Below are 19,214 nucleotides of genomic sequence, written 5' to 3' on the forward strand. Positions count from 1 at the left end.
TTCATCACCTGCCGCAGCTTATAAACCGGCGCCCCGGACAGTTCTCCGTAATGAGGATTCTCATCCATCCGGTACTGCCTGATTTTCGCCGTATTCGCCCCGTGCACCGTATCGATGATCACATTCGTTCCATACCTCTGCCTGCACGCCAACACACAGCCAATCAACGCCTGTGCGATCTCCGTCACATCCACTTCCTCAAACTGGCTCAGGCAGTTCGCACAATTCCCGCAGTAATTCGATCCGTACTCCCCAAAATACCGGAGAATATAATCCCGCAGGCATTCATTCGTAAAGCAGTAGAAGGTCATCTTACGCAGCCGGTCCCGGTCCCTCTCCGTCACCAAATCCCTGGTGAGCGCATCCATCTCCTGGTTGTCCTGGTTATGGTCGATAAAGAACTGGTTCGTCACCACGTCCTGCCCGCCGTACAGCAGAATACACTCCGACGGTTCCCCGTCTCTTCCGGCCCTGCCGGCTTCCTGATAGTAGCTTTCCATATTTTTAGGCATATTATAATGAATGACGTACCTGACATTGGATTTATCAATTCCCATTCCAAAGGCATTGGTAGCCACCATAACGGGATACCTGTCATAAATAAAATCGTCCTGATTCTGTCTCCTCTCGCTGTCACTTAACCCGGCATGGTACCGGGTAACCGGAAATCCATCGCCGTGCAGCCGGTCGCAGACCTCCTCCACGACTTTCCTGGTCAGGCAGTAAATGATCCCGCTTTCCTCCCTGTGCAAATCCAGATAGTTCTTCATGGTGGCATATTTATCCCTGGGAGTCTGTACCCCGAAATACAGATTCGGCCTGTCGAAGCCGGTGGTCAGCACTTCCGGGGACTGCAGCATCAGAATGTCGATTATATCATCCCTTACTTCTTTGGTAGCCGTGGCTGTAAAAGCTCCCACCACAGGCCTTTTGGGAAGCCGGTTAATAAAATCCATTATTTTCAGATAACTGGGCCGAAAATCCTGTCCCCATTGGGATACACAATGGGCCTCATCCACGGCAACCAGGGATATATCGGCATCCTGGGCAAAATCCAGGAATTCCTCGGTAACCAGCCGTTCCGGAGCCACGTATATAATGGGATAGCGGCCGGCTTTGGCGTATTCCAGCGCTTTCCTGTACTGTCCCGGTGTAAGGGAACTGTTGAGATAAGCGGCATGAACGCCCATATTGTTCAGCGCTCCCACCTGATCCTTCATTAAGGAAATCAGAGGGGAGATAACCAGTGTGATGCCTCTTAACATCAGGGCCGGTACCTGGTAACAAATGGATTTTCCCGCACCTGTGGGCATAATTCCCAGTACATCCTGTCCCCGCAGTATGCTGTCAATCAGCAGTTCCTGCCCGTCGCGGAAATTATCGTATCCAAAATATTGTTTCAGCACCTGAAATTTATCCATTGTATTCCTCCACCTTAAAGCTGCCCTTCCGGCCGCATTCCATCCTGTGTACTATTCTTTTTTTCCACACAAATCTCTCAGGGATTCTATGGAGATTTTCCATTTTGAACTCATGAAAAGAACGAAGCATTGAAAGCTTCAAACGAATTTACCGATAAAAATATCCTACCACATATCTTCCGCTTTCCGCAACAAGAAGTTGATTAAAAAAAGGAAAACCGCGTCCCCAAAATGAGAATACACGGTTTTCCGTAACAGCCCGGATACATCCGGACTGTTACCGCATCCCTTCTTTTCAAACCCCCGCCAGCATATTCAACAAGCCTGCGCCGCCGCCATGTCCCAGCCTTTACAAACATCCACCCATTCCCCGGAACCGGAGTATTGTTCCAACTCCTCCATCGTTACTTCGATAGCGCTGTTGCTGCTGCCGCAGGCGGGAAATACGGTTTGAAAGCGTTTGAGGGACTCGTCAAGGTAAATTTTAACCCCTTCTTTTACGGCAAACGGACAGACGCCGCCAACCGCATGTCCGATTTTTTCTTCCACCTCTGCTGCGGGAAGCATTTTAGCCTTTAATCCGAAGCGGGCCTTATATTTTGCATTATCTATTTTGGCATCACCGGCCGTTACGATAAGGATACAGGCATCTCCTGTATCAAAGGACAATGTTTTGGCGATCCTGCGTCCTTCGCAGTTAAGTGCCTGGGCGGCCAGTTCCACCGTCGCGCTGGACACCTGGAATTCTTTGATTCTGCCGTCCGCGTTCCATTGTTTCAAATATTCTTTCACTTTTTCAATTGCCATAATATGTCTTCCTTTCTGCCTTTCGGTATCTATTTTATAACAAGGCCCATCAGCTTTGCAAGCTCTGCAGCCTGGTAAATATCTATGACGGCCCCGATAAGTTCCTTTTTTTCTTCCGATACGATAATGCCTTCCACCTCATTTCCCCGCAGATCCATTCCCTTCAGGGATGTGTGGAAAAAACTGGCCCGCTTCAGGTTCATTGCCTGCCAGTCCACCTTTTTAAAGCGGCAGTCCGCCAGATAGCTTTCCTGCATATCGCATGCTGACAGGCTTGCGGCTTCCCATCTTGTCCCGCTGAAATTGGCAAAGGACAGGCCGCATTCCTCCCATCTTGTCTCCTTAAAAAGACTTTCATGGAAATCGGTGCCCACGCCCTTCACACAGAGGAATTCACATCGGTTAAAATAGCAGTCATCCAGAATACTGTTGGAGAAATCGCAGTTTTTAAACTGCACATCAATAAAACTTGCTTTTTCAAAGTTGCAGTGGAGAAAAGTACAGTTTTCAAGCACCACACCCTCCAGATTGATTTTATAAAAATCTTCTTCTTCCGCCATCAGACCTTTTATGCGGCATTGTTCCACCAGCATATCCTCCCGGCGCGCTTCCTGCAGACAGGCCAGGCCTTCCTCCACATCCCGCAGCGAGGCGGAAAGCACCGGCGGTGCTGTTTTTATCCGTTTTGCTTCCATACCGATTCCCCGTTCCTGTTTTCTTGTGTACAGGCACCTTCCCGCGAACTTGCTCTGCTGTGTTCCCAGCGTGTCAAGTACAAGGCCCCGCTGCCTGCGGCGGGGTCTCTGATTTCTCTAACTGTTAAGTCTATCACAGTATGGGGGAAAGTGGAAGTACGCAAATAGAATAAGGGTGCAGATAAAAAAGTTTGGCGTCACCCGCACAGGGAAACTGGGGCGGGTGACGCCAAACTTTTTTATCTGCACCCAAAAGGCGTCCCGTCCAAAGCTGCCGCTTTGCCGGGACGCCCTATATCGGAGGACTATGTCTGTACCAGGAAAAGCAGCCGCTCCTCTTACCGGCCGCCTTTTTCCGTCAGCCGTCAATGGCGATATAATTGTGCTCTTCCACCGTCTTCTTTTCTTCTGCTTTGGGTATCGTAAGCTTCAGGATACCATGCCTGAAGCTTGCTTTAATCTGTCCGCGTTCCACGTTTTCCCCTACATAGAAGGTACGGCTGCAGGATCCTTCATAACGTTCTTTGCGGATATATTTTCCGGTCTTTCCTTCGTCCTTGTCCAGGGTCTTTTCCGCATGGATGGTAAGGCAGCCGGGACAGCCCTGATAACCTTCCTCCAGTTCCACCCGGATTTCCTCTTTCTTAAAACCGGGCAGATCCACCACCAGCTCATAGGTTGTGTCCGTTTCACGGACATCCGTTTTCATAAGGCGGGACGCATTTTTGCCATAAAGCGGGTTTTTCCTGCCGAAGAACTCCTTGTTCCTCTTTTTTTCCCATTTATCATCGAACGGGAAATCCATAAAATCATCAAATAAGTTTTCACCAAATATGCTGGGCATCAACATATGTCATTCCTCCATTCTTTTCCATATGCAATTCGTCCGCCGTTACCAGATATTATCCCTCAATGGCAATGCATTTATTTTCTTCCGTCTTCGGCAGCGCTTCTTGCCTGGGTACGGTCAGCTTCAGGATACCATTTTCAAATTTTGCTTTAATATCCTCCTGTTTTACATCACTGCCCACGTAAAAGCTTCTGCTGCAGGAGCCCATGTAACGCTCTCTCCTGATATATTTTCCGTTTTCATCCTTCTCATCGTTATTTTTCTTCGTAGATGCGCTGATGGTAAGGTACCCCTCCTTCAGCTCCGCTTTGATATCTTCTTTTTGAAAGCCGGGCATATCGATATCCATTTCATAGCTTCCGTCGCTTTCTCTGATATCGGTTTTCATCAGGCTGTTTTCACTGTAGCCTCCAAACGGGAATCTCATCCAGTCATCCAATAAATTTTCTCCAAAAATACTAGGCATCAACATAATCAATCGCTCCTTTTCGTAAGTCGAATATCCCGCAGCAGGCTGCTGGGTATCCGGTTCTCGCGGCAGTCGCCAAATATCCATGAAAGCATGGCTGCCTGGCTCGCTGCCCGCGGAAATAATATGGTTTCGTTTACAAGTTCGGAACGCGGGTACTGACTCTGCTTCGGTATAAAAAGGGATTGTCATCTTTCGATGCATCCTGCTTTTTGTATCTTTGGTTCTATGCCTTTCCCTTTGTTCTATATGTAATATAACACGCATTATCAGCAGAGTCAAGAGCCGAGTGCTAAACAAATTATAAAAAAAGTGTGAAACAAAAAGAAAGGGATGCAATCCCATAAAAAAACAGGCCGCTCCCATGTCCGTATTGTTTCTTTGCAGCGGTTCAGACTTGTCAGAACCACTGCATCCGGCCAATCAAATCACCGCGCAGGCGGCCGGATACGGTTCTTTGTATCTATGATAAAATAAATATGGATATTCCCTTCAGAAAATTATATGATACTGTTATATGCGATGTACCGTTCCGGCACCTTTTTGTGCCATAACCACAGCAAAACCACTCAAACAGGAGACAGAAATGAATATCAGACAGGAAACCCCAAAAGACTATGACGAGGTATATCAGCTTATAAAATCAGCATTTGCCGCCGCAGAACACCGTGACGGCACGGAGCAGGATCTGGTTGCGGCCCTGCGTAAAAGCGCCGCTTTTGTGCCGGAGCTTTCCCTTGTTGCGGAGTCCGGCGGCAGGCTTGCCGGCCATATCCTTTTCACGGAAGCAAAGGTGGGCCAGGATATCGTATTGGTGCTTGCCCCTTTATCCGTATCCCCGAAATTCCAGAGACAGGGAGTCGGAACCGCCCTGATTCGGGAAGGGCACCGGATCGCCCGGGAAATGGGCTACCGGTATTCCCTTGTTCTGGGAAGCGAAACCTATTATCCCCGTTCAGGCTACCTTCCTGCCGCACAATTCGGGATCCAAATTCCTGACGGAATGCCCGAGGCCAACTTCATGGCAATCCCTCTTCAGGAACAGGCCGGGCCGATCAGCGGGGCCGTGTCTTATGCAGAAGAATTTCGGTAACAATGCAGTCAGGTCTGCGCCTTCACTGCGCAGACCGAGGCCGTAAGGAAGTGATTCAGGAGTGCCAAAAGCCATAGCCGAAGGCGGTTTCGGATGGATTTTGGCAGAAGCCGGGTAGGGACTGAACCGTTACGGATATGGCATATAAAGGTTGGGGAACCGGGCGATACTATCCTTTCCGTTCCAGGTAGTTCTCCATATATTCCCGTATCTTCCTGAACTGATCTTTCGTCACCGGATTTTGTGACTCGAAAGCCATCAGTCTGGGAAGGTATCCCTGCCGGTTTACGATACGCCGGCTTTCCGGGAATTGCAGCTCATATACAAGGGAAATGTGGCCCACCAGATGATCCACCGCCGTTTTTTTCAGACTGCGCAGTATGGCATGCTCTTCATAAAAGGCCGCCATCACCGCTTCCGATACCGTACAGCTTCTGAGCTCCCGGGAAGATACATTATAAATCTCTTCCGGCGGGAAATCCACATTCACTTTCAGAATATCAATCTTATCCGCATCCCGCAGGATATGGCAGAAGCGCTCCGTCCGTTCCTCCGGCATGGCAGGGATCCGGTAGGCGCTGTGATAGCGGACCGCATTCCAAAGCAGTGTATCCTCCGACTCCTCCCCGGTATACTCCCTGATTTTTCCCTGTTCAAAAAGAATCTGTGCCCCATATTCGGCATGATCAATGGAATCGGCATCGATAAAAGTCCCATAATTTTTCAGCTGTTCAAAGCGGCCCACATCGTGCAGCAGCCCGGTAAACCAGGCCAGATCCTGTTCTTCCTCTTCCATCCCGAGGGATTCGGCTATCTGCCGGCAAAGTCCGGCAACCCGGAAGGTATGCTCTATTTTCAGACGCACCTTTTCTTCCCCGGCATTATAATGGCTCACATATTCACGGAAAACGGCCTCCGCTTTCCTTCTGTCTATTTTCATCCTTTTTCCCTTTATCAGCACTGCTTACGTTTTGCGCAACAATACCCAGTGTTTACACCGCAAACTGGCTGTTATAAAGCTGTGCATAAAATCCTTCGGCCCTCAGCAGCTCTTCATGCCGTCCCTGTTCGATCACTTTCCCTTCCTTCATCACCAGAATCACATCCGCCTCCCGGATTGTGGAAAGCCGGTGGGCCACAATAAAGCTGGTCCTTCCTTCCATCAGACGGGCAAAGGCTTCCTGGATTTTCATTTCCGTCCTCGTATCGATGGAAGAGGTTGCTTCATCCAGGATCAGCATAGGCGGCAGGCAAAGCATAACCCGTGTAATACACAGCAGCTGCTTCTGTCCCTGGGAGAGGCTTCCCCCATCCTCGGAAATCACCGTATCATATCCTTCCGAAAGACGCTTGATAAAGCTGTGGGCGTGGGAAGCTTTTGCAGCCGCCACGATTTCCTCCTCCGTGGCATCCGGTTTTCCCATGGTAATATTATCCCGGATGGTCCCTGCCTTTAGCCAGGTATCCTGAAGCACCATGCCGAAGCCGGTGCGAAGGCTGCTTCTTGTCATATCCCGGATATCGGTGCCGTCGATCCGTATGGCGCCGCTGTCCACATCATAAAAACGCATCAGCAGATTGATCATGGTCGTTTTTCCGCAGCCGGTGGGACCTACGATTGCCACCCTCTGGCCCGGCTTCACCGTCAAATTAAAATCCTCAATCAGCTTCTGCTGCGGCGTATAAGAAAAATACACATGGGAGATATCCACATCCCCCCGGAAGGCATTGCTTCCCTGAAGAACTGCCGCATCCGCCTTTTCCGGTACCTGCGGCTGCTCTTCGATCAAATCAAAAATCCGTCCGGCACAGGCCAGGGCGTTCTGCAGTTCGGTCACCACACCGGATATTTCATTAAAAGGCTTGGTGTACTGGTTCGCGTAGCTTAACAGACAGGATAAATCCCCGACGCTGAGCCGTCCCCCCACCGCAAGCAGGGCGCCTGTCAGGCCCACTCCCGTATACACCACATTGTTCACGAAACGGGTGGCCGGATTGGTGATAGAGGAATAAAAAATAGCTTTCAGGGAGCACGTTTCCAGCCGGCTATTGATTTCGTCAAACTGCTCCATCGCTTTCTCTTCATGGCTGAACGCCTGCACAGTGCTCTGGTTTCCGATCATTTCATCAATCAGCGCCGTCTGTTCCCCTCTGGTTTCCGACTGCAGCCGGAACATGGTAAAGGTCCGTTTGGCTATAAAGGCCGCCACAAAAAGGGACAGGGGCGTAATCAGCACCACCACAAACGTGATTCCCACATTGGTAGCCAGCATAAAAAGAATCGTTCCCACGATGGTCATAACTCCGGTAAAAAGCTGGGTAAAGCCCATGAGCAGACCATCTGCAAACTGATCCACATCCGCAATTACGCGGCTTACGATTTCGCCATAGGAATGGCTGTCAATATACTTTAAAGGAAGGATTTCTATTTTCCGGAAAGCCTCGTTCCGGATATCCCTCACAATATGATAGGTCATTTTATTGTTGCAGATATTCATGATCCACTGCGCCAGGCCGGTAAAGGCTATCGCTATGGCAATCTGCTTTAAAACAGCAGCTATCGCAGGAAAATCCACCCGGCCCTGTGCGATGATATGATCAATGGCCCGGCCCGTAAGCTTGGGCACATACAGGGTCAGAGCCACACTCACTGCGGCCAGCACCAGGGATACTCCCAGATAAAACCAGTAAGGCTTCAGATACCGCAGAACTTTGACGAACGTTTCCTTCTGCGAGGATATTTTTTCTTTTCCCTTTGCCATTCTTACGCCTCCTTTTCAAACTGGGAATAATAGATTTCCTGATAAGCCGGACAGTCCGCAAGAAGCTCCTCATGTGTGCCGATACCGGCCATTTCCCCGTCGTCCATAACGATAATCTGATCCGCATAACGGATGGAGGATGCCCTTTGGGAAACAAGAAACACCGTAGGCCCGTCCTTCATCTCCTTAATTGCCTTGCGCAGTCTGGCATCCGTGGCAAAGTCCAGCGCGGATGCACTGTCATCCAGAATCAGGATTTCCGGCATTCTGACCAATGCCCTGGCAATGGTCAGGCGCTGCTTCTGTCCGCCGGAAAGGTTTTTCCCTCCCTGGGACACCGGTGCATCAAGACCGCCTTCTTTGGTATCCACGAATTCCCTCGCCTGGGAAATATCCAGCGCACGGTAAATCTCCTCATCCGTCGCATCCTCTTTTCCCCAAAGCAGGTTTTCCCGGATTGTCCCTTTAAATAATACTGCCTTCTGCAGGACAACTCCCACTTTACGCCGCAGCTCCTCCAGCGGATAATCCTTCACGTTTTTCCCGCACACCAGAACCCGTCCTCTGGTCGCATCATAAAAACGGGGAATCAGGTTCACCAGGGAGGACTTTCCGGATCCCGTACCCCCGATAACGCCGATGGTCTGTCCCTTATATACCCTGAAATCAATATCCGTCAGGGATTCCGCACCTGCATTTTTATAAGTAAGCCCTACCTTATCAAATACAACCACCGGTATCTCTTCTCTCCCGGATCCCACTGTTTTCTTTCCGTTTCCTCTGGAATCCCCTTTTTCTTTCCGTACCGCTCCCGCTGCCTGCCCCGGATCCGGCATACTGGACTGTATCTCAAAAATACTCTGGATCCGGTTTCCGCAGGCAATCGCTTTGGTAATGGTAATAATCAGATTCGCCAGCTTAATAAGCTCTACCAGTATCTGAGACATATAATTTACCAGGGCCACCACCGCCCCCTGCGTGATCGCGCCCCCTTCCACACGCCATGCCCCGGTCCAGATCAAAGCGATAATCGCCCCGTTAATAATAATATACGTAATCGGATTCATCAGTGCCGAAATTTTTCCCACATGCTTCTGCATCCCGGTCAGCGCGTCATTGCACTCTTCAAACCGGCTGATTTCGCTCTCTTCCTTATTAAATGCCCTCAGCACACGCACACCGGTCAGGTTTTCCCGCGTGATCCCCAGAACCTTATCCAGCCCTCCCTGCACCTTTTTGTAAAGAGGCATGGTCAGCATCATAATCCCGAAAACCACCACAGAAAGCGCCGGTATCGTTACCACAAAAATAAGGGCCGCCTTAACATCTATTGTAAAAGCCATAACCATCGCCCCGAACACAATAAAAGGCGAACGAAGGAACAGACGCAGCACCATATTCACCCCGTTCTGCACCTGGTTCGAATCGCTGGTCATCCGTGTAATCAATGTGGACGTACCGATCGTATCCATTTCCGAAAAAGAGAAGCTCTGGATATGCGCAAACAACGCATGCTTCATTTTGGCTGCAAATCCCACCGCCGCTTTCGCAGCAAAAAACTGAGCCGTTATCGAACACACCAGCCCGATAACTCCCAGCATAATCATCACAAAACACATCTTCCCGATATAGCCCCTGTCCCCATTACCGATACCGGTATCAATAATAGCCGCCATAACCAACGGCACCAACAGCTCAAAAGACGCCTCCAACAGCTTAAAAAGCGGCGCCAGGACCGTCTCTTTCTTATAATCCTTCAAATAAACCAGTAACTTTTTCAAACCCTCACTCCTTCATCTCCCGCAGCATGCTCCTCTGCAGTCTCTCACACAATCCGGTATTATTCCATTGCCAAATTACTCCGTATATCGTATCATAAAAATAAATATATGAAAATTATTATATTTATATACAATCCATACTTTTTTCATATACCTAATTTCTCTATAACTTGTAACTCCGCTCCTGCCCCGCATACCCCCAGCTTCGTGAGTCCGTGCCGGCCTCCCCCTCAGAAAGGAACATATGGATTTAAAACAACTCTCCTACTTTACTACCGTTGTAAAAGAAGGCACCATCTCCGGCGCCGCAAGAAAACTGAACCTGTCCCAGCCTCCGCTCAGTACCCAGATGAAGCTTCTGGAAGAAGAATTCGGCTGTGTACTGTTTCAGCGTGGCTCACGGAAAATCCAGCTTACGGAAGCCGGGCAGCTTCTCTATGAAAGGGCTGTCACCATGCTGGAGCTGTCTGAGGTGACCCGGAAAGAACTGCTGGATTACCGCAACGGACTGACCGGCGCGCTGCGGCTGGGTGTGGTATCCTCGGTTGGCTGCAGCCTGCTGCCCGAATGGGTTGCCGCCTTCCATAAAGATTTCCCGGCCATCCGTTTTGAGCTGTTCGAAGCAAATACCTACCAGCTTCTGGAGCAGCTGCGTTCCAATCTGATCGAACTTGCCATCATCCGCACGCCCTTTCACGGGGAGGGCTTTTCCTGCACCACGCTCTGTGAGGAACCTATGCTTGCCGTGGGAAGCGGAATGTACTTTTCGGATATTCTTTCCGGCAAAGACCCTTCCTCTCCCGATGGCACCATTTCCCTGGAAGCCGTGAGCCGTCTTCCGCTGATTATCTACCGCCGATGGGAAGCCCCTCTCCGGGAGGCCTTTGCCAGGGAAGGGCTTTCCCTCTCCTGCTTCTGCATAAACGATGACGCAAGAACCTCCGTCAACTGGGCGGACGCCGGCCTGGGCGTGGGAATCGTCCCCGCGTCTTCCCGTCCCCTCCTGCGCAATCCGCGGACAAAAGTATATGAAATAAGCGACAGCGGGCTTTTTACCAGCATTTCCGTCGTTCATAACAAAAATGCATATTTGTCCGCTATCGCCAGAAGATTTGTCACCTGTTTACAGGAATTGTGTTAACTGTGCAAGACGTTCTATTTCTTTGTCAATCCGCAGCCCCAGGGGCCGTTCCTTCCCTGCCGGGTTAAACCAGCAGCATGCGATCCCCGCATTGTTGCCCCCCTGGATATCGGAGGTAAGGGAGTCGCCGATTATCATTGCCCTGTCTTTCTCAAATCCGTCAATATGGGCAAAGCAATACTCGAAAAATTCCATCTGCGGTTTCTGAAAACCAACCGCCTCGGACACAAAAATATCCTTCATATAGCGCTCGATACCGGAAAGCCTTAACCGGCTGCGCTGGGTGGCCTCCACCCCGTTGGTCACCACATAAAGGTCATATTTGGAATAAAGGTATTCCAGAACCTCCCGGGCATTTTCCATCAGCTCATGCCCTTCCCCCAGAAGAAGCTGGTATTCCTTTTCAAAGGAAACGCCGTCCCCTTCAATTCCCAAATGCGCAAACAGCCTGGAAAACCGGGTAAAAAGCAGGGTCTGCTTATCAATTTCCCCCCGTTCAAAGGCCTCCCACAGGCCATGGTTTATCCGGGAATACAGCTGATAGGTATCTTCCCCGGCTTCATAGCCGTTCTTTTCCATAGCGCGGTAAAAAGCGGACTTTTCCGCCGCCCCGAAATCCAGAAAGGTTCCGTCCATATCCAATAGTAATGTTGTATATTCCATATATTTCTCCTCATGGGTATTATACTTTTATTCTATCTTATTCCCTGCAATTACGCAACGCAAACACATGGCTCTCCCTAAAACGATACGCAGCGAAACGATACGTAAAAGCCGGGACTGCCCTCCGGCCCGCAAACAGAAAGCGATGGATTCCGTATAACCTGCAGCAGTAACCGCATGATAAAAATTTTGTTCCCCCAAAATGAACCCGGATGAAAGTCATGACGAATATAGAGTAAGAGGGTACGGGAGGTGAGGATTTGGAAGCAAAAGAATTAGAAAAGTGTATTGACGAGTTTGGCACGGAAATCTATCGATTCTGCATTAAGCTATGTATGGATAAGGCAAACGCGGAGGATTTATATCAGCAGACCTTTCTGAAAGCATTAGAGAGCGATATAAAGCTCGACTGGGCACAGAATCCGAAAGCGTTATTCTTCTCCGTCGCACACAATCTGTGGAAAAGCGACCAGCGGAAAAATGCCCGGCGTGCCGCAATTGCCCCCTGTAATCATCTGGATGAGGAAAGCGGGAAGGAATTGTATTCGGATATAAATGTGGAAGAACAAGTATTCCGGCAGGAACTCATCAGGCAGACGAATGAAATCATTGAGGGAATGCCCGAAAAATTCCGGATACCGCTGATACTCTACTATCTGTTTGAACTGCCGGTGGAGCAGATAGCCCAAACGGTCAAAAAGCCGCCGGGCACCATAAAAAGCCGCTTATTCAAAGGCAGAAGCCTCATAAAAAAAAGATTGGAGGAATCAGGCTATGGAAAACAAGAATTATGACAGTAAATTAAATGAACTGATCCGTACCTCTATGGAACTGGAGGACACTCCGTCCCCGGAATTAAATAAGCGTCTGAAAGCCAGCCTTTACCAGCGGGAAGCAGCACGGGAGAAAACTGCGGCAATCCGTTCCATCCCGCTTTGGTTTGTTCCGATGCTTCTGAACCTTGTAACCTTTTCCCTGTTGGCAATCCTTGCCTTATTGGTGATCGCCAACCCTTATCTGGCTAAACTGGCTGCCGGAATCTGTGTCTATCTCGGCATTGCCGGTATCCTCATCACGGCGGTCGGTGTAAAGAGAACGAACATGAAAGAAGCGATAACCATTCATGTTCAGAAAAGAGGTATCTTCGCATGAATGAAAATAAGAATTGGGGAAAACGGCTTGCTTATATTGGCATTCCCGTCGTACTGGCCGCCGTAATCCTGCGGGTCGTCCTGTACTACTTCAAAAGTGACGGGTTCAGCGGGATATCCATTATGTTTCCCGTACTTATTATAGGTACATTGTTGTCTGCTTTGCTGATGTCCGGCTTCTTCGCCGCTTGGGTTTACCAGGACTGTAAAAAACGGAAGGATGACGGCATCCTTTGGGCCATTATCGTATTTATTACAACGCCGTTTATCGGGCTGCTCGTTTATTTTTTACGGCGTTCCGAGGTAAAAAGGGTCTGCACCGCCTGCGGGCACCCTGTTTCCTTAAAAGCTAACTATTGTGAAGAATGCGGATCGAAAATTGAAAACAAGGAGGATTTTACAAATATGAATATACAACGTACACACCACATCCGTTTTATTATTACCGGCGCTGTCTGCATGGTGCTTATGATCACCTGCCTTACGGGATTCATCGTGAAAGCGGCGGCGGGCAGCGGTATCAATTCCGATGCTGCTTCCAATGAAAAGGTATGGAATATGGGCAGTATCCGCATGAATTATGAGAGTTATGTAAACGGCGTATGGAAACTGGATTTCAAGAGCGCCAGTGACGGCTTCGTGGCAGAGGAAAAAATGACCATCCAGAATGCCGGAAGCGACTGCCTGTATGCAGATATATCCTGCGGTACTATCCCTGAAGATGCAAGCCTTACTTTGTATCTGGTACAGGGGGATAGGGTTAAGACCTTCGATGTAACAAACCTTTCCGAACCGCTCAGCTATCCCCTGGCAGACTTTGAATACGGGAAGCTTTATGTAAGGCTGCTGATTGAGGGCGTCGGGGATACTGTCTCTGTAATCGATATCCACTAGTACTACAGGGAACTGATCGGCTTACGGAAAACAGAAGGATAACCGGTCAGTCCCAACGAGGGATCTTGCTTCACAAAACACTAAGAGCCGCATGGATACTATGTCCGTGCGGCTTTGCGCATTTCTTTCCGCAATCTATAGACGCAGGAATGAATAGCGTGAATGAAAAGGCGCAGGAATGAAGTGGAAAACACACAGGATATATGGTACAATATTTTATCTGAAATTTACACGGTACCTGTTAGAAATGAATCATATTAGAAGGGGTTGGGGGATTGGATATGCCTTTTACAAATGGACTGGAATGGACTTTTAATACGCAGGCAGAAAGATACGAAAAAATGCGTCCGGGTTATGTCCCTGCGCTGTATGATGATATATTCCAATTGGCGGCTATTGACGAAGCCAGCAATGTAATGGAAATCGGTATCGGAGGCGGACAGGCAACCCTGCCCTTCCTAAAGACGGGCTGTAGCTTAACTGCTGTGGAATATGGGGAAAACCTGGCAAGCGTTTGTTGTGAGAAATTTAAAGACTATCCAAATTTTTCAATAGTTGTGGGTAAATTCGAGGATTCCTGTTTTGAAAGCAATTCCTATGACTTACTGTTTTCGGCATCCGCTTTTCACTGGATACCGGAAGAAACCGGATACCGGAAAGTTTTCGATTTATTAAAAAGCGGCGGGGTATTTGCCCGTTTTGCCAATCATCCTTACAAAGATAAAGGCAGAGAAGGTCTGCACGAAGCGCTTCAAAAGATTTACGGTGTATATATGCCCAAGGCCCTTGCCCCCCATGAATATAGTGAGCAGGATGCATCCGCCCGTGCGGATCTTGCTGAAAAATACGGATTTACAGACATCTCCTATAAGTTATACCATAGAACAAGGACTTTCACTTCGAAAGAGTATATAGAACTGCTGGGCACTTACTCAGACCATATCGCCATTGAAGAAAAAACAAGAAGCAGATTCTTTTATGAAATAGAATCTGTTATAAATACTTTCGGCGGGCGGATTACGATTTATGACACCATAGATTTGCAATTGGCAAGGAAACCGTAACTACAGCTTCCTGATAGGAAAGGCCGGGCTGTCCGCCCGGCCTTTCCCGTTTTTATAACACGGTTTCCGGGATACTCCCCGGACACCGTCTGCCTCTCTGCATAGATTAATCCAGGGCAATCCGGAACACCACCGGCTTATCGCCCTTCACGCCTGCCGTCTTCACATGAAGGCCTTTTTCATCTCTGGTACAGCAGCATTCTCCGTCAAAACCCAGCACCTCCACCTTGTTAATGATCCCATGGAAGTTCGGCTTGCTGGATGCATCTTGTTCCCCCAGCGCCGGGAAGGTATATTCCCCGTTTTCACTGCGTTTCATGACAATGGCATACAGATTGCCGCCGTTCATGGTATAACGGATATCGTCGGAGGTAAATTCCTTCTTGATGCCGTCGGAAAACTGGCCTTCCACTACCTGGGTGGGGCCTTCCCCGTATTTTCTCCATACATGGGAACCATAGATGGCCTCTCCGTTTACCCTGAGCCATTCCCCGATTTCCAGAAGGATCGCTTCATCCTCCGCCGGAATGGTGCCGTCGGCTTTCGGACCGATATTCAGCAGCAGGTTTCCGTTCTTGCTCACGATATCCACCAGGTCACAGATGATATCACAGGCCGGCCTGTACGTATTGTTTTCCGTATAGCACCAGGAATTCAGGGCAACCGCGGTATCCGTCTGCCAGTAGTAGGGCTTTACGTCCGCAAACTGCCCTCTTTCAATGTCCACCACCGCTGTGCCGAACATAAACGCATCGTGCTTGTAATTGATGAGGACCTGTTCGCCCCATTCCTCCGCCCGGTTGTAATAATAGGCGGCCAGCTTTTTCAGATAGGGCTTAAAAGAGCTGTGCTGGATCCACCAGTCAAAATACAGCAGACGGGGCCGGTAGCGATCGATGATCTCACAGGTCCTCACCAGCCAGTCCTGCAGATATTCTTCCGCAGGCTCCGGTTTGCTGTAGATATCATGATGATCCGCTTCCGGCATGGAGGGCCAGTAGATATCCCCCCGAACCAGAGGTTCCTTCACATCGCTGTCAAATTCTTTCCCGTGTCCCAGGAAAAACCAGTGCTCCGCCCGGTGGGAGGAAGCGCCGTTCACTATTCCTCTTTTGGCGAATTCGACACACAGCTCACCCAGCGTATCCCGCTTCGGCCCCTGTTCATAGGCGTTCCAGTGGGAGATATCACTCCGGTACATCTGAAAGCCGTCGTGATGTTCGGCTACCGGCACCACATATCTGGCTCCCGCTTTTTCAAACAGATCCGCCCATTTGGCCGCATCAAATTTTTCCGCCCTGAACATAGGGATAAAATCCTTATATCCAAAGTCTTTATGAGGGCCGTAGGTTTTCACATGGTGCTCAAATTCAGGGGAACCCTGGATATACATATTCCGGGGATACCACTCGCTGCCGAAGGCGGGGACGCTGTAAGGACCCCAATGGATGAAAATCCCGAATTTCTCATCCCGGAACCAGTCCGGAAGAGGATGGGCGCTGAGGGAATCCCAGTCATCCTTATAGGTTCCGCCGGCAATCACATTTTCTATCTGCTCCAGATAATTCTTCATTTTCGCTTGTCCTCCATCCTCAGATTGGCGTAAGCCTGCAGCATCAATCCGTTACCACGCCCTTCTGCAGCATCACATTGGCGTACAGGGCCGTTTCACCGGTGGCAATTATGGCATAGGCTTTCTTAGCTTCTTCATAAAAAGCAAACCGTTCGATATGCCCGATGGCATCCTTTCCCCGGGCCTCATATTTTTCTTCGATTTCCTGATAGGTGTCCCAGATGGGCGTTTCCACATCGTCCCCCGGCATAACCTCCATGAGGCTGAAAGGCTTTTCCACATAGGAATCCAGAGGGAATACCTGCAGGACGGCATCCAGGATTTCCGGCACGCCGTGTCCGTCCATCCGGATTACCACAGCGTCCTTTCCCATAGATTCCGACGGGAAATTCCCGTCCGCAATCACAATACGGTCACTGTGCCCCATTTCACACAAAACCTTCAGAAGCTGGGGCGATAAAATTTTAGGAATTCCTTTTAACATATCACTTTCCTCCGCCGGTTATTTCACCGGTTATATCCCACAGGTCTTCCCAGTCCCCGGCTCCCGGCCAGAGGAATACCTGTCCCTTTATCAGCCTGCAGTTTTTATCCGCTTTGCGGATCGTTTCCATTTCCTCCGCTGTCAGGGGATCCTCCGTAACGCATTTCAAATTGCTGACATATTGAGGCTCCTTAACGGAAAACGGGATGGGGATCTGCCCTCTCTGGGCCGCCCATTTCAGGCAGACAAGCGCCGGATGGATGTTGTGTTTTTCCGCAATCGCCACGATTTCCGGCATCTGGGTATCCGCCACATCCTCCGCTGTCCTGTCCCTTTCCGGGCGGGAGGGAGAACCGATGGGGCAATAGCCTATCGGCTGGATGTTCTGGGAAACGGCATAGTCAAACAGTCCGGGCTGCTGGAAACCGGGATGAAGCTCCATTTCCAATGCCGCCGGCCTGATTTTGCACAGAGGCAGCACCGCTTTCAGCTTAGGTACCGTCATATTGGACATACCGATATATCTGACCTTCCCTTCCTCCACCAGCTGCTCGCACTGTCTCCAGACAGACATGAATTCTTCCGTCGAAAACGGTTTGGAATCCGGATTGCGGGAATCCCCGTCGCAGCCCGGCGCATGGTAATTGGGAAAAGGCCAGTGCACAAAGTAAAGGTCAATATAGGTCAGCTGCAGATCCTGAAGGCTTTTCCGGCAGGCATCCAGCACCTGCCCTTCTCCGTGCCTGTCATTCCAGACTTTGGAGGTGACAAAAAGCTCCTTGCGCTCCACAATCCCCTCGTCCAGCACACGCTTAAGCACCTCACCGATGCGATCCTCATTCTGGTATACGGCGGCGCAGTCTATCAGACGATAGCCTGCTTTTATGCTGCCGTATACCGCCTCGGACACCTGTTCCGGGCCGTATTTATCGGAACCGAAGGTTCCAAGCCCCACCGCCGGGATCGTCTCTCCGGTATAGAGAGCCCTGCGGGGGATTTTATTCTGTTCTATAACTTCCGACATACTTCCTCCTGTCGTAACTGCCGTACGGGCGCACAGTTACCTCTTGTTTTCCAAGTTTTCCGGCCTGCTGTCAGTCAAACACCACAGCTACCTTGCCGCAGTTTCCTCCTGCCATCAGTGCATAAGCTTCCCCTGCTTTTTCTATGGGGAATTCGTCGGTAATCAGATCCTCGGGATGGATTCCCCAGCGCACCAGACGTTCCACCAGTTCTTCCATTCTCCACAGGGAGGTTACCCAGGAGCCGTAAATCGTTTTCTGTCCATGAATGATGTCCGGGCTGGGCGTAAAGTTACAGGTTCCCCCTTCACCCACGAATGCAATCTTGCCCCATTCCCTTGTGGCACGGATGGCAAGCTGTCTTCCCGGATCGCTGGCGCTGGCGTCAATGGAGCGTTCCACACCGTTTCCGTTCGTCACCTTCATAATACCTTCCATGGCTTCATCCGGTTTGAATACATAATCCACCAGCCCCAGCTCTTTGGCAAGGCCGATACGGTAATCGTTCATTTCCACACCGATAAGCATGTTGGCTCCCATGGCTTTGGCAAGCATAAGGGCGGCCAGGCCCACCGGTCCCAGTCCGGTAACCAGCACGGCGTCATTTCCGCAGATGCCTATTTTTTCAATCGCTTCATAGACCGTACCGAAGCCGCAGGCAACCTGTGCCCCGTCCTTATAGGTCAGTTCGTCGGGCAGCGCGATCAGATCCTTTTCCTCCGCAAGGATGTAAGGAGCCATTCCGCCGTTCCTCTGCCATCCATAGGCCTGACGGAAGCGGCTCTTGCAGGATATGTAATAGCCTCTCCGGCAGTCATTGCAGACACCGCATCCGGAAATATGGTACACAATAACCCTGTCCCCTTTTTTAAAGCGTTTCAGCCCTTCGCCCTCTTCCACGATCACACCGCACGGCTCATGTCCTGCCACCATGCCGGGGATATAGCCTTCCGGCCCTTTTCCCACATGCTCCCTGTAAATACAGCGGATATCGCTGCCGCAGATGGTGGTTGCTTTCGTCTGGAGCAGCACCTGTCCGTGGCCGGGTTTGGGAATCTCAAAATCCTTCATTTCCACCGTACTGTTGCCGGGCAGTGTCGCCCCTCTCATTCTCATTTTTTCCATTGTCGTACCCCTTTCTTTAACACAGATAAATACTAACTGTTCCGCAGCTTCACAGTTACAAAAATAGTTCCTAATCTCCGCCGGGGCAGTCCGTAACCGCACAGGCAGAAATATTTTTAACGGATAACTTCATTATAAAAGCTTCCTGAAAAAAGTATTAGACAGGGATTTGACAACTTTCCTTTTTTTGTGTCGCATCAGCGCAGGTTTTTCATTTCC

Annotated in this window: 19 protein-coding genes; 6 read left to right on the forward strand and 13 right to left on the reverse strand. The window is 49.9% G+C overall.

Going from position 1 to position 19,214, the window contains the following annotated elements:
• From DXA36_RS17325 to DXA36_RS17345, 5 genes are all read right to left on the reverse strand, one after another.
• Nucleotides 1-1,421 (reverse strand): RecQ family ATP-dependent DNA helicase (locus tag DXA36_RS17325; protein ID WP_118680744.1); only part of this gene is annotated, 1,421 nt, incomplete at its 3' end.
• 315 nt (nucleotides 1,422-1,736) lie between these two features.
• A complete protein-coding gene (locus DXA36_RS17330; RefSeq protein ID WP_118680745.1) occupies nucleotides 1,737-2,228 on the reverse strand; it encodes a YbaK/EbsC family protein in 492 nt (163 codons plus the stop codon).
• A 29-nt stretch (nucleotides 2,229-2,257) separates the two neighbouring features.
• Complete coding sequence (locus DXA36_RS17335) at nucleotides 2,258-2,923, reverse strand: pentapeptide repeat-containing protein (protein WP_118680746.1); 666 nt, start codon at nucleotides 2,921-2,923, stop codon at nucleotides 2,258-2,260.
• Nucleotides 2,924-3,281: 358 nt separating this feature from the next.
• Nucleotides 3,282-3,773: an Hsp20/alpha crystallin family protein gene (locus tag DXA36_RS17340; protein ID WP_118680747.1), complete on the reverse strand. Its 492-nt coding sequence runs from the start codon at nucleotides 3,771-3,773 to the stop codon at nucleotides 3,282-3,284.
• A 52-nt stretch (nucleotides 3,774-3,825) separates the two neighbouring features.
• The gene (locus DXA36_RS17345) at nucleotides 3,826-4,245 is read right to left on the reverse strand and encodes an Hsp20/alpha crystallin family protein (protein WP_118680852.1); all 420 of its coding nucleotides are present in this window, start codon (nucleotides 4,243-4,245) and stop codon (nucleotides 3,826-3,828) included.
• Between the two features lie 583 nt (nucleotides 4,246-4,828).
• Here DXA36_RS17345 and DXA36_RS17350 point away from each other — a divergent pair.
• Nucleotides 4,829-5,335 (forward strand): GNAT family N-acetyltransferase, encoded by a 507-nt coding sequence (locus DXA36_RS17350; protein ID WP_118680748.1) that lies wholly within the window; start codon nucleotides 4,829-4,831, stop codon nucleotides 5,333-5,335.
• Between the two features lie 169 nt (nucleotides 5,336-5,504).
• Here DXA36_RS17350 and DXA36_RS17355 read toward each other — a convergent pair whose 3' ends face one another.
• Genes DXA36_RS17355 through DXA36_RS17365 form a run of 3 tightly spaced genes read right to left on the reverse strand, consistent with a single transcriptional unit; the run spans nucleotide 5,505 to nucleotide 9,878 of the window.
• Nucleotides 5,505-6,275 (reverse strand): HD domain-containing protein, encoded by a 771-nt coding sequence (locus DXA36_RS17355; protein ID WP_118680749.1) that lies wholly within the window; start codon nucleotides 6,273-6,275, stop codon nucleotides 5,505-5,507.
• Between the two features lie 52 nt (nucleotides 6,276-6,327).
• Nucleotides 6,328-8,097: an ABC transporter ATP-binding protein gene (locus DXA36_RS17360; protein ID WP_118680750.1), complete on the reverse strand. Its 1,770-nt coding sequence runs from the start codon at nucleotides 8,095-8,097 to the stop codon at nucleotides 6,328-6,330.
• A 2-nt stretch (nucleotides 8,098-8,099) separates the two neighbouring features.
• Entirely contained in the window at nucleotides 8,100-9,878 is a 1,779-nt protein-coding gene (locus DXA36_RS17365; RefSeq protein ID WP_118680751.1) for an ABC transporter ATP-binding protein, read from the reverse strand.
• A 244-nt stretch (nucleotides 9,879-10,122) separates the two neighbouring features.
• Here DXA36_RS17365 and DXA36_RS17370 point away from each other — a divergent pair, with 244 nt between their 5' ends.
• Nucleotides 10,123-11,019, forward strand: coding sequence for a LysR family transcriptional regulator (locus tag DXA36_RS17370; RefSeq protein ID WP_118680752.1), 897 nt, complete (start codon nucleotides 10,123-10,125; stop codon nucleotides 11,017-11,019).
• Here DXA36_RS17370 and DXA36_RS17375 read toward each other — a convergent pair.
• The gene (locus DXA36_RS17375) at nucleotides 11,002-11,682 is read right to left on the reverse strand and encodes a YjjG family noncanonical pyrimidine nucleotidase (protein WP_118680753.1); all 681 of its coding nucleotides are present in this window, start codon (nucleotides 11,680-11,682) and stop codon (nucleotides 11,002-11,004) included. The two genes, DXA36_RS17370 and DXA36_RS17375, sit on opposite strands and share 18 nt — an antisense overlap.
• A 260-nt stretch (nucleotides 11,683-11,942) precedes the next feature.
• On the opposite strand from DXA36_RS17375, the gene DXA36_RS17380 reads away from it, so the two are divergent.
• The 4 genes from DXA36_RS17380 to DXA36_RS17395 all read left to right on the forward strand — a co-directional run bounded on the left by DXA36_RS17380 (nucleotide 11,943) and on the right by DXA36_RS17395 (nucleotide 14,791).
• Complete coding sequence (locus DXA36_RS17380) at nucleotides 11,943-12,476, forward strand: RNA polymerase sigma factor (protein ID WP_118680754.1); 534 nt, start codon at nucleotides 11,943-11,945, stop codon at nucleotides 12,474-12,476.
• Nucleotides 12,457-12,834, forward strand: coding sequence for a hypothetical protein (locus DXA36_RS17385; RefSeq protein ID WP_118680755.1), 378 nt, complete (start codon nucleotides 12,457-12,459; stop codon nucleotides 12,832-12,834). The genes DXA36_RS17380 and DXA36_RS17385 overlap by 20 nt, the downstream gene beginning before the upstream one ends.
• On the forward strand, nucleotides 12,831-13,727 hold the full coding sequence (locus tag DXA36_RS17390; protein ID WP_118680756.1) for a zinc ribbon domain-containing protein: 897 nt from the start codon (nucleotides 12,831-12,833) through the stop codon (nucleotides 13,725-13,727). Before DXA36_RS17385 ends, DXA36_RS17390 begins: the two co-directional genes overlap by 4 nt.
• 281 nt (nucleotides 13,728-14,008) lie before the next feature.
• A complete protein-coding gene (locus DXA36_RS17395; protein ID WP_118680853.1) occupies nucleotides 14,009-14,791 on the forward strand; it encodes a class I SAM-dependent methyltransferase in 783 nt (260 codons plus the stop codon).
• Between the two features lie 106 nt (nucleotides 14,792-14,897).
• On the opposite strand, the gene DXA36_RS17400 is transcribed toward DXA36_RS17395, so the two are convergent.
• The 4 genes from DXA36_RS17400 to DXA36_RS17415 all read right to left on the reverse strand — a co-directional run bounded on the left by DXA36_RS17400 (nucleotide 14,898) and on the right by DXA36_RS17415 (nucleotide 18,995).
• Entirely contained in the window at nucleotides 14,898-16,364 is a 1,467-nt protein-coding gene (locus DXA36_RS17400; RefSeq protein WP_118680757.1) for an alpha-L-fucosidase, read from the reverse strand.
• Between the two features lie 43 nt (nucleotides 16,365-16,407).
• Nucleotides 16,408-16,848, reverse strand: coding sequence for an RbsD/FucU family protein (locus tag DXA36_RS17405; protein WP_118680758.1), 441 nt, complete (start codon nucleotides 16,846-16,848; stop codon nucleotides 16,408-16,410).
• A gap of 1 nt (nucleotide 16,849) precedes the next feature.
• Nucleotides 16,850-17,872 carry an aldo/keto reductase gene (locus tag DXA36_RS17410; protein WP_118680759.1) on the reverse strand — a complete coding sequence of 341 codons (1,023 nt, stop codon included), beginning with the start codon at nucleotides 17,870-17,872 and terminating at the stop codon, nucleotides 16,850-16,852.
• Nucleotides 17,873-17,942: 70 nt separating this feature from the next.
• Nucleotides 17,943-18,995 carry a zinc-dependent alcohol dehydrogenase family protein gene (locus tag DXA36_RS17415; RefSeq protein WP_118680760.1) on the reverse strand — a complete coding sequence of 351 codons (1,053 nt, stop codon included), beginning with the start codon at nucleotides 18,993-18,995 and terminating at the stop codon, nucleotides 17,943-17,945.
• Between the last annotated feature and the right edge of the window lie 219 nt (nucleotides 18,996-19,214).

Origin of the sequence: Eisenbergiella sp. OF01-20 (genome assembly GCF_003478085.1) — a bacterium.
In the GTDB taxonomy this organism is placed as follows: domain Bacteria; phylum Bacillota; class Clostridia; order Lachnospirales; family Lachnospiraceae; genus Eisenbergiella.

Coding starts and splice junctions, on each gene's coding strand:
- DXA36_RS17330 (WP_118680745.1), bottom strand. CDS start 2,228: ATGGCAATTGAAAAAGTGAAAGAATATTTGAAACAATGGAACGCGGAC.
- DXA36_RS17335 (WP_118680746.1), bottom strand. CDS start 2,923: ATGGAAGCAAAACGGATAAAAACAGCACCGCCGGTGCTTTCCGCCTCG.
- DXA36_RS17340 (WP_118680747.1), bottom strand. CDS start 3,773: ATGTTGATGCCCAGCATATTTGGTGAAAACTTATTTGATGATTTTATG.
- DXA36_RS17345 (WP_118680852.1), bottom strand. CDS start 4,245: ATGTTGATGCCTAGTATTTTTGGAGAAAATTTATTGGATGACTGGATG.
- DXA36_RS17350 (WP_118680748.1), top strand. CDS start 4,829: ATGAATATCAGACAGGAAACCCCAAAAGACTATGACGAGGTATATCAG.
- DXA36_RS17355 (WP_118680749.1), bottom strand. CDS start 6,275: ATGAAAATAGACAGAAGGAAAGCGGAGGCCGTTTTCCGTGAATATGTG.
- DXA36_RS17360 (WP_118680750.1), bottom strand. CDS start 8,097: ATGGCAAAGGGAAAAGAAAAAATATCCTCGCAGAAGGAAACGTTCGTC.
- DXA36_RS17370 (WP_118680752.1), top strand. CDS start 10,123: ATGGATTTAAAACAACTCTCCTACTTTACTACCGTTGTAAAAGAAGGC.
- DXA36_RS17375 (WP_118680753.1), bottom strand. CDS start 11,682: ATGGAATATACAACATTACTATTGGATATGGACGGAACCTTTCTGGAT.
- DXA36_RS17385 (WP_118680755.1), top strand. CDS start 12,457: ATGGAAAACAAGAATTATGACAGTAAATTAAATGAACTGATCCGTACC.
- DXA36_RS17390 (WP_118680756.1), top strand. CDS start 12,831: ATGAATGAAAATAAGAATTGGGGAAAACGGCTTGCTTATATTGGCATT.
- DXA36_RS17395 (WP_118680853.1), top strand. CDS start 14,009: ATGCCTTTTACAAATGGACTGGAATGGACTTTTAATACGCAGGCAGAA.
- DXA36_RS17400 (WP_118680757.1), bottom strand. CDS start 16,364: ATGAAGAATTATCTGGAGCAGATAGAAAATGTGATTGCCGGCGGAACC.
- DXA36_RS17405 (WP_118680758.1), bottom strand. CDS start 16,848: ATGTTAAAAGGAATTCCTAAAATTTTATCGCCCCAGCTTCTGAAGGTT.
- DXA36_RS17410 (WP_118680759.1), bottom strand. CDS start 17,872: ATGTCGGAAGTTATAGAACAGAATAAAATCCCCCGCAGGGCTCTCTAT.
- DXA36_RS17415 (WP_118680760.1), bottom strand. CDS start 18,995: ATGGAAAAAATGAGAATGAGAGGGGCGACACTGCCCGGCAACAGTACG.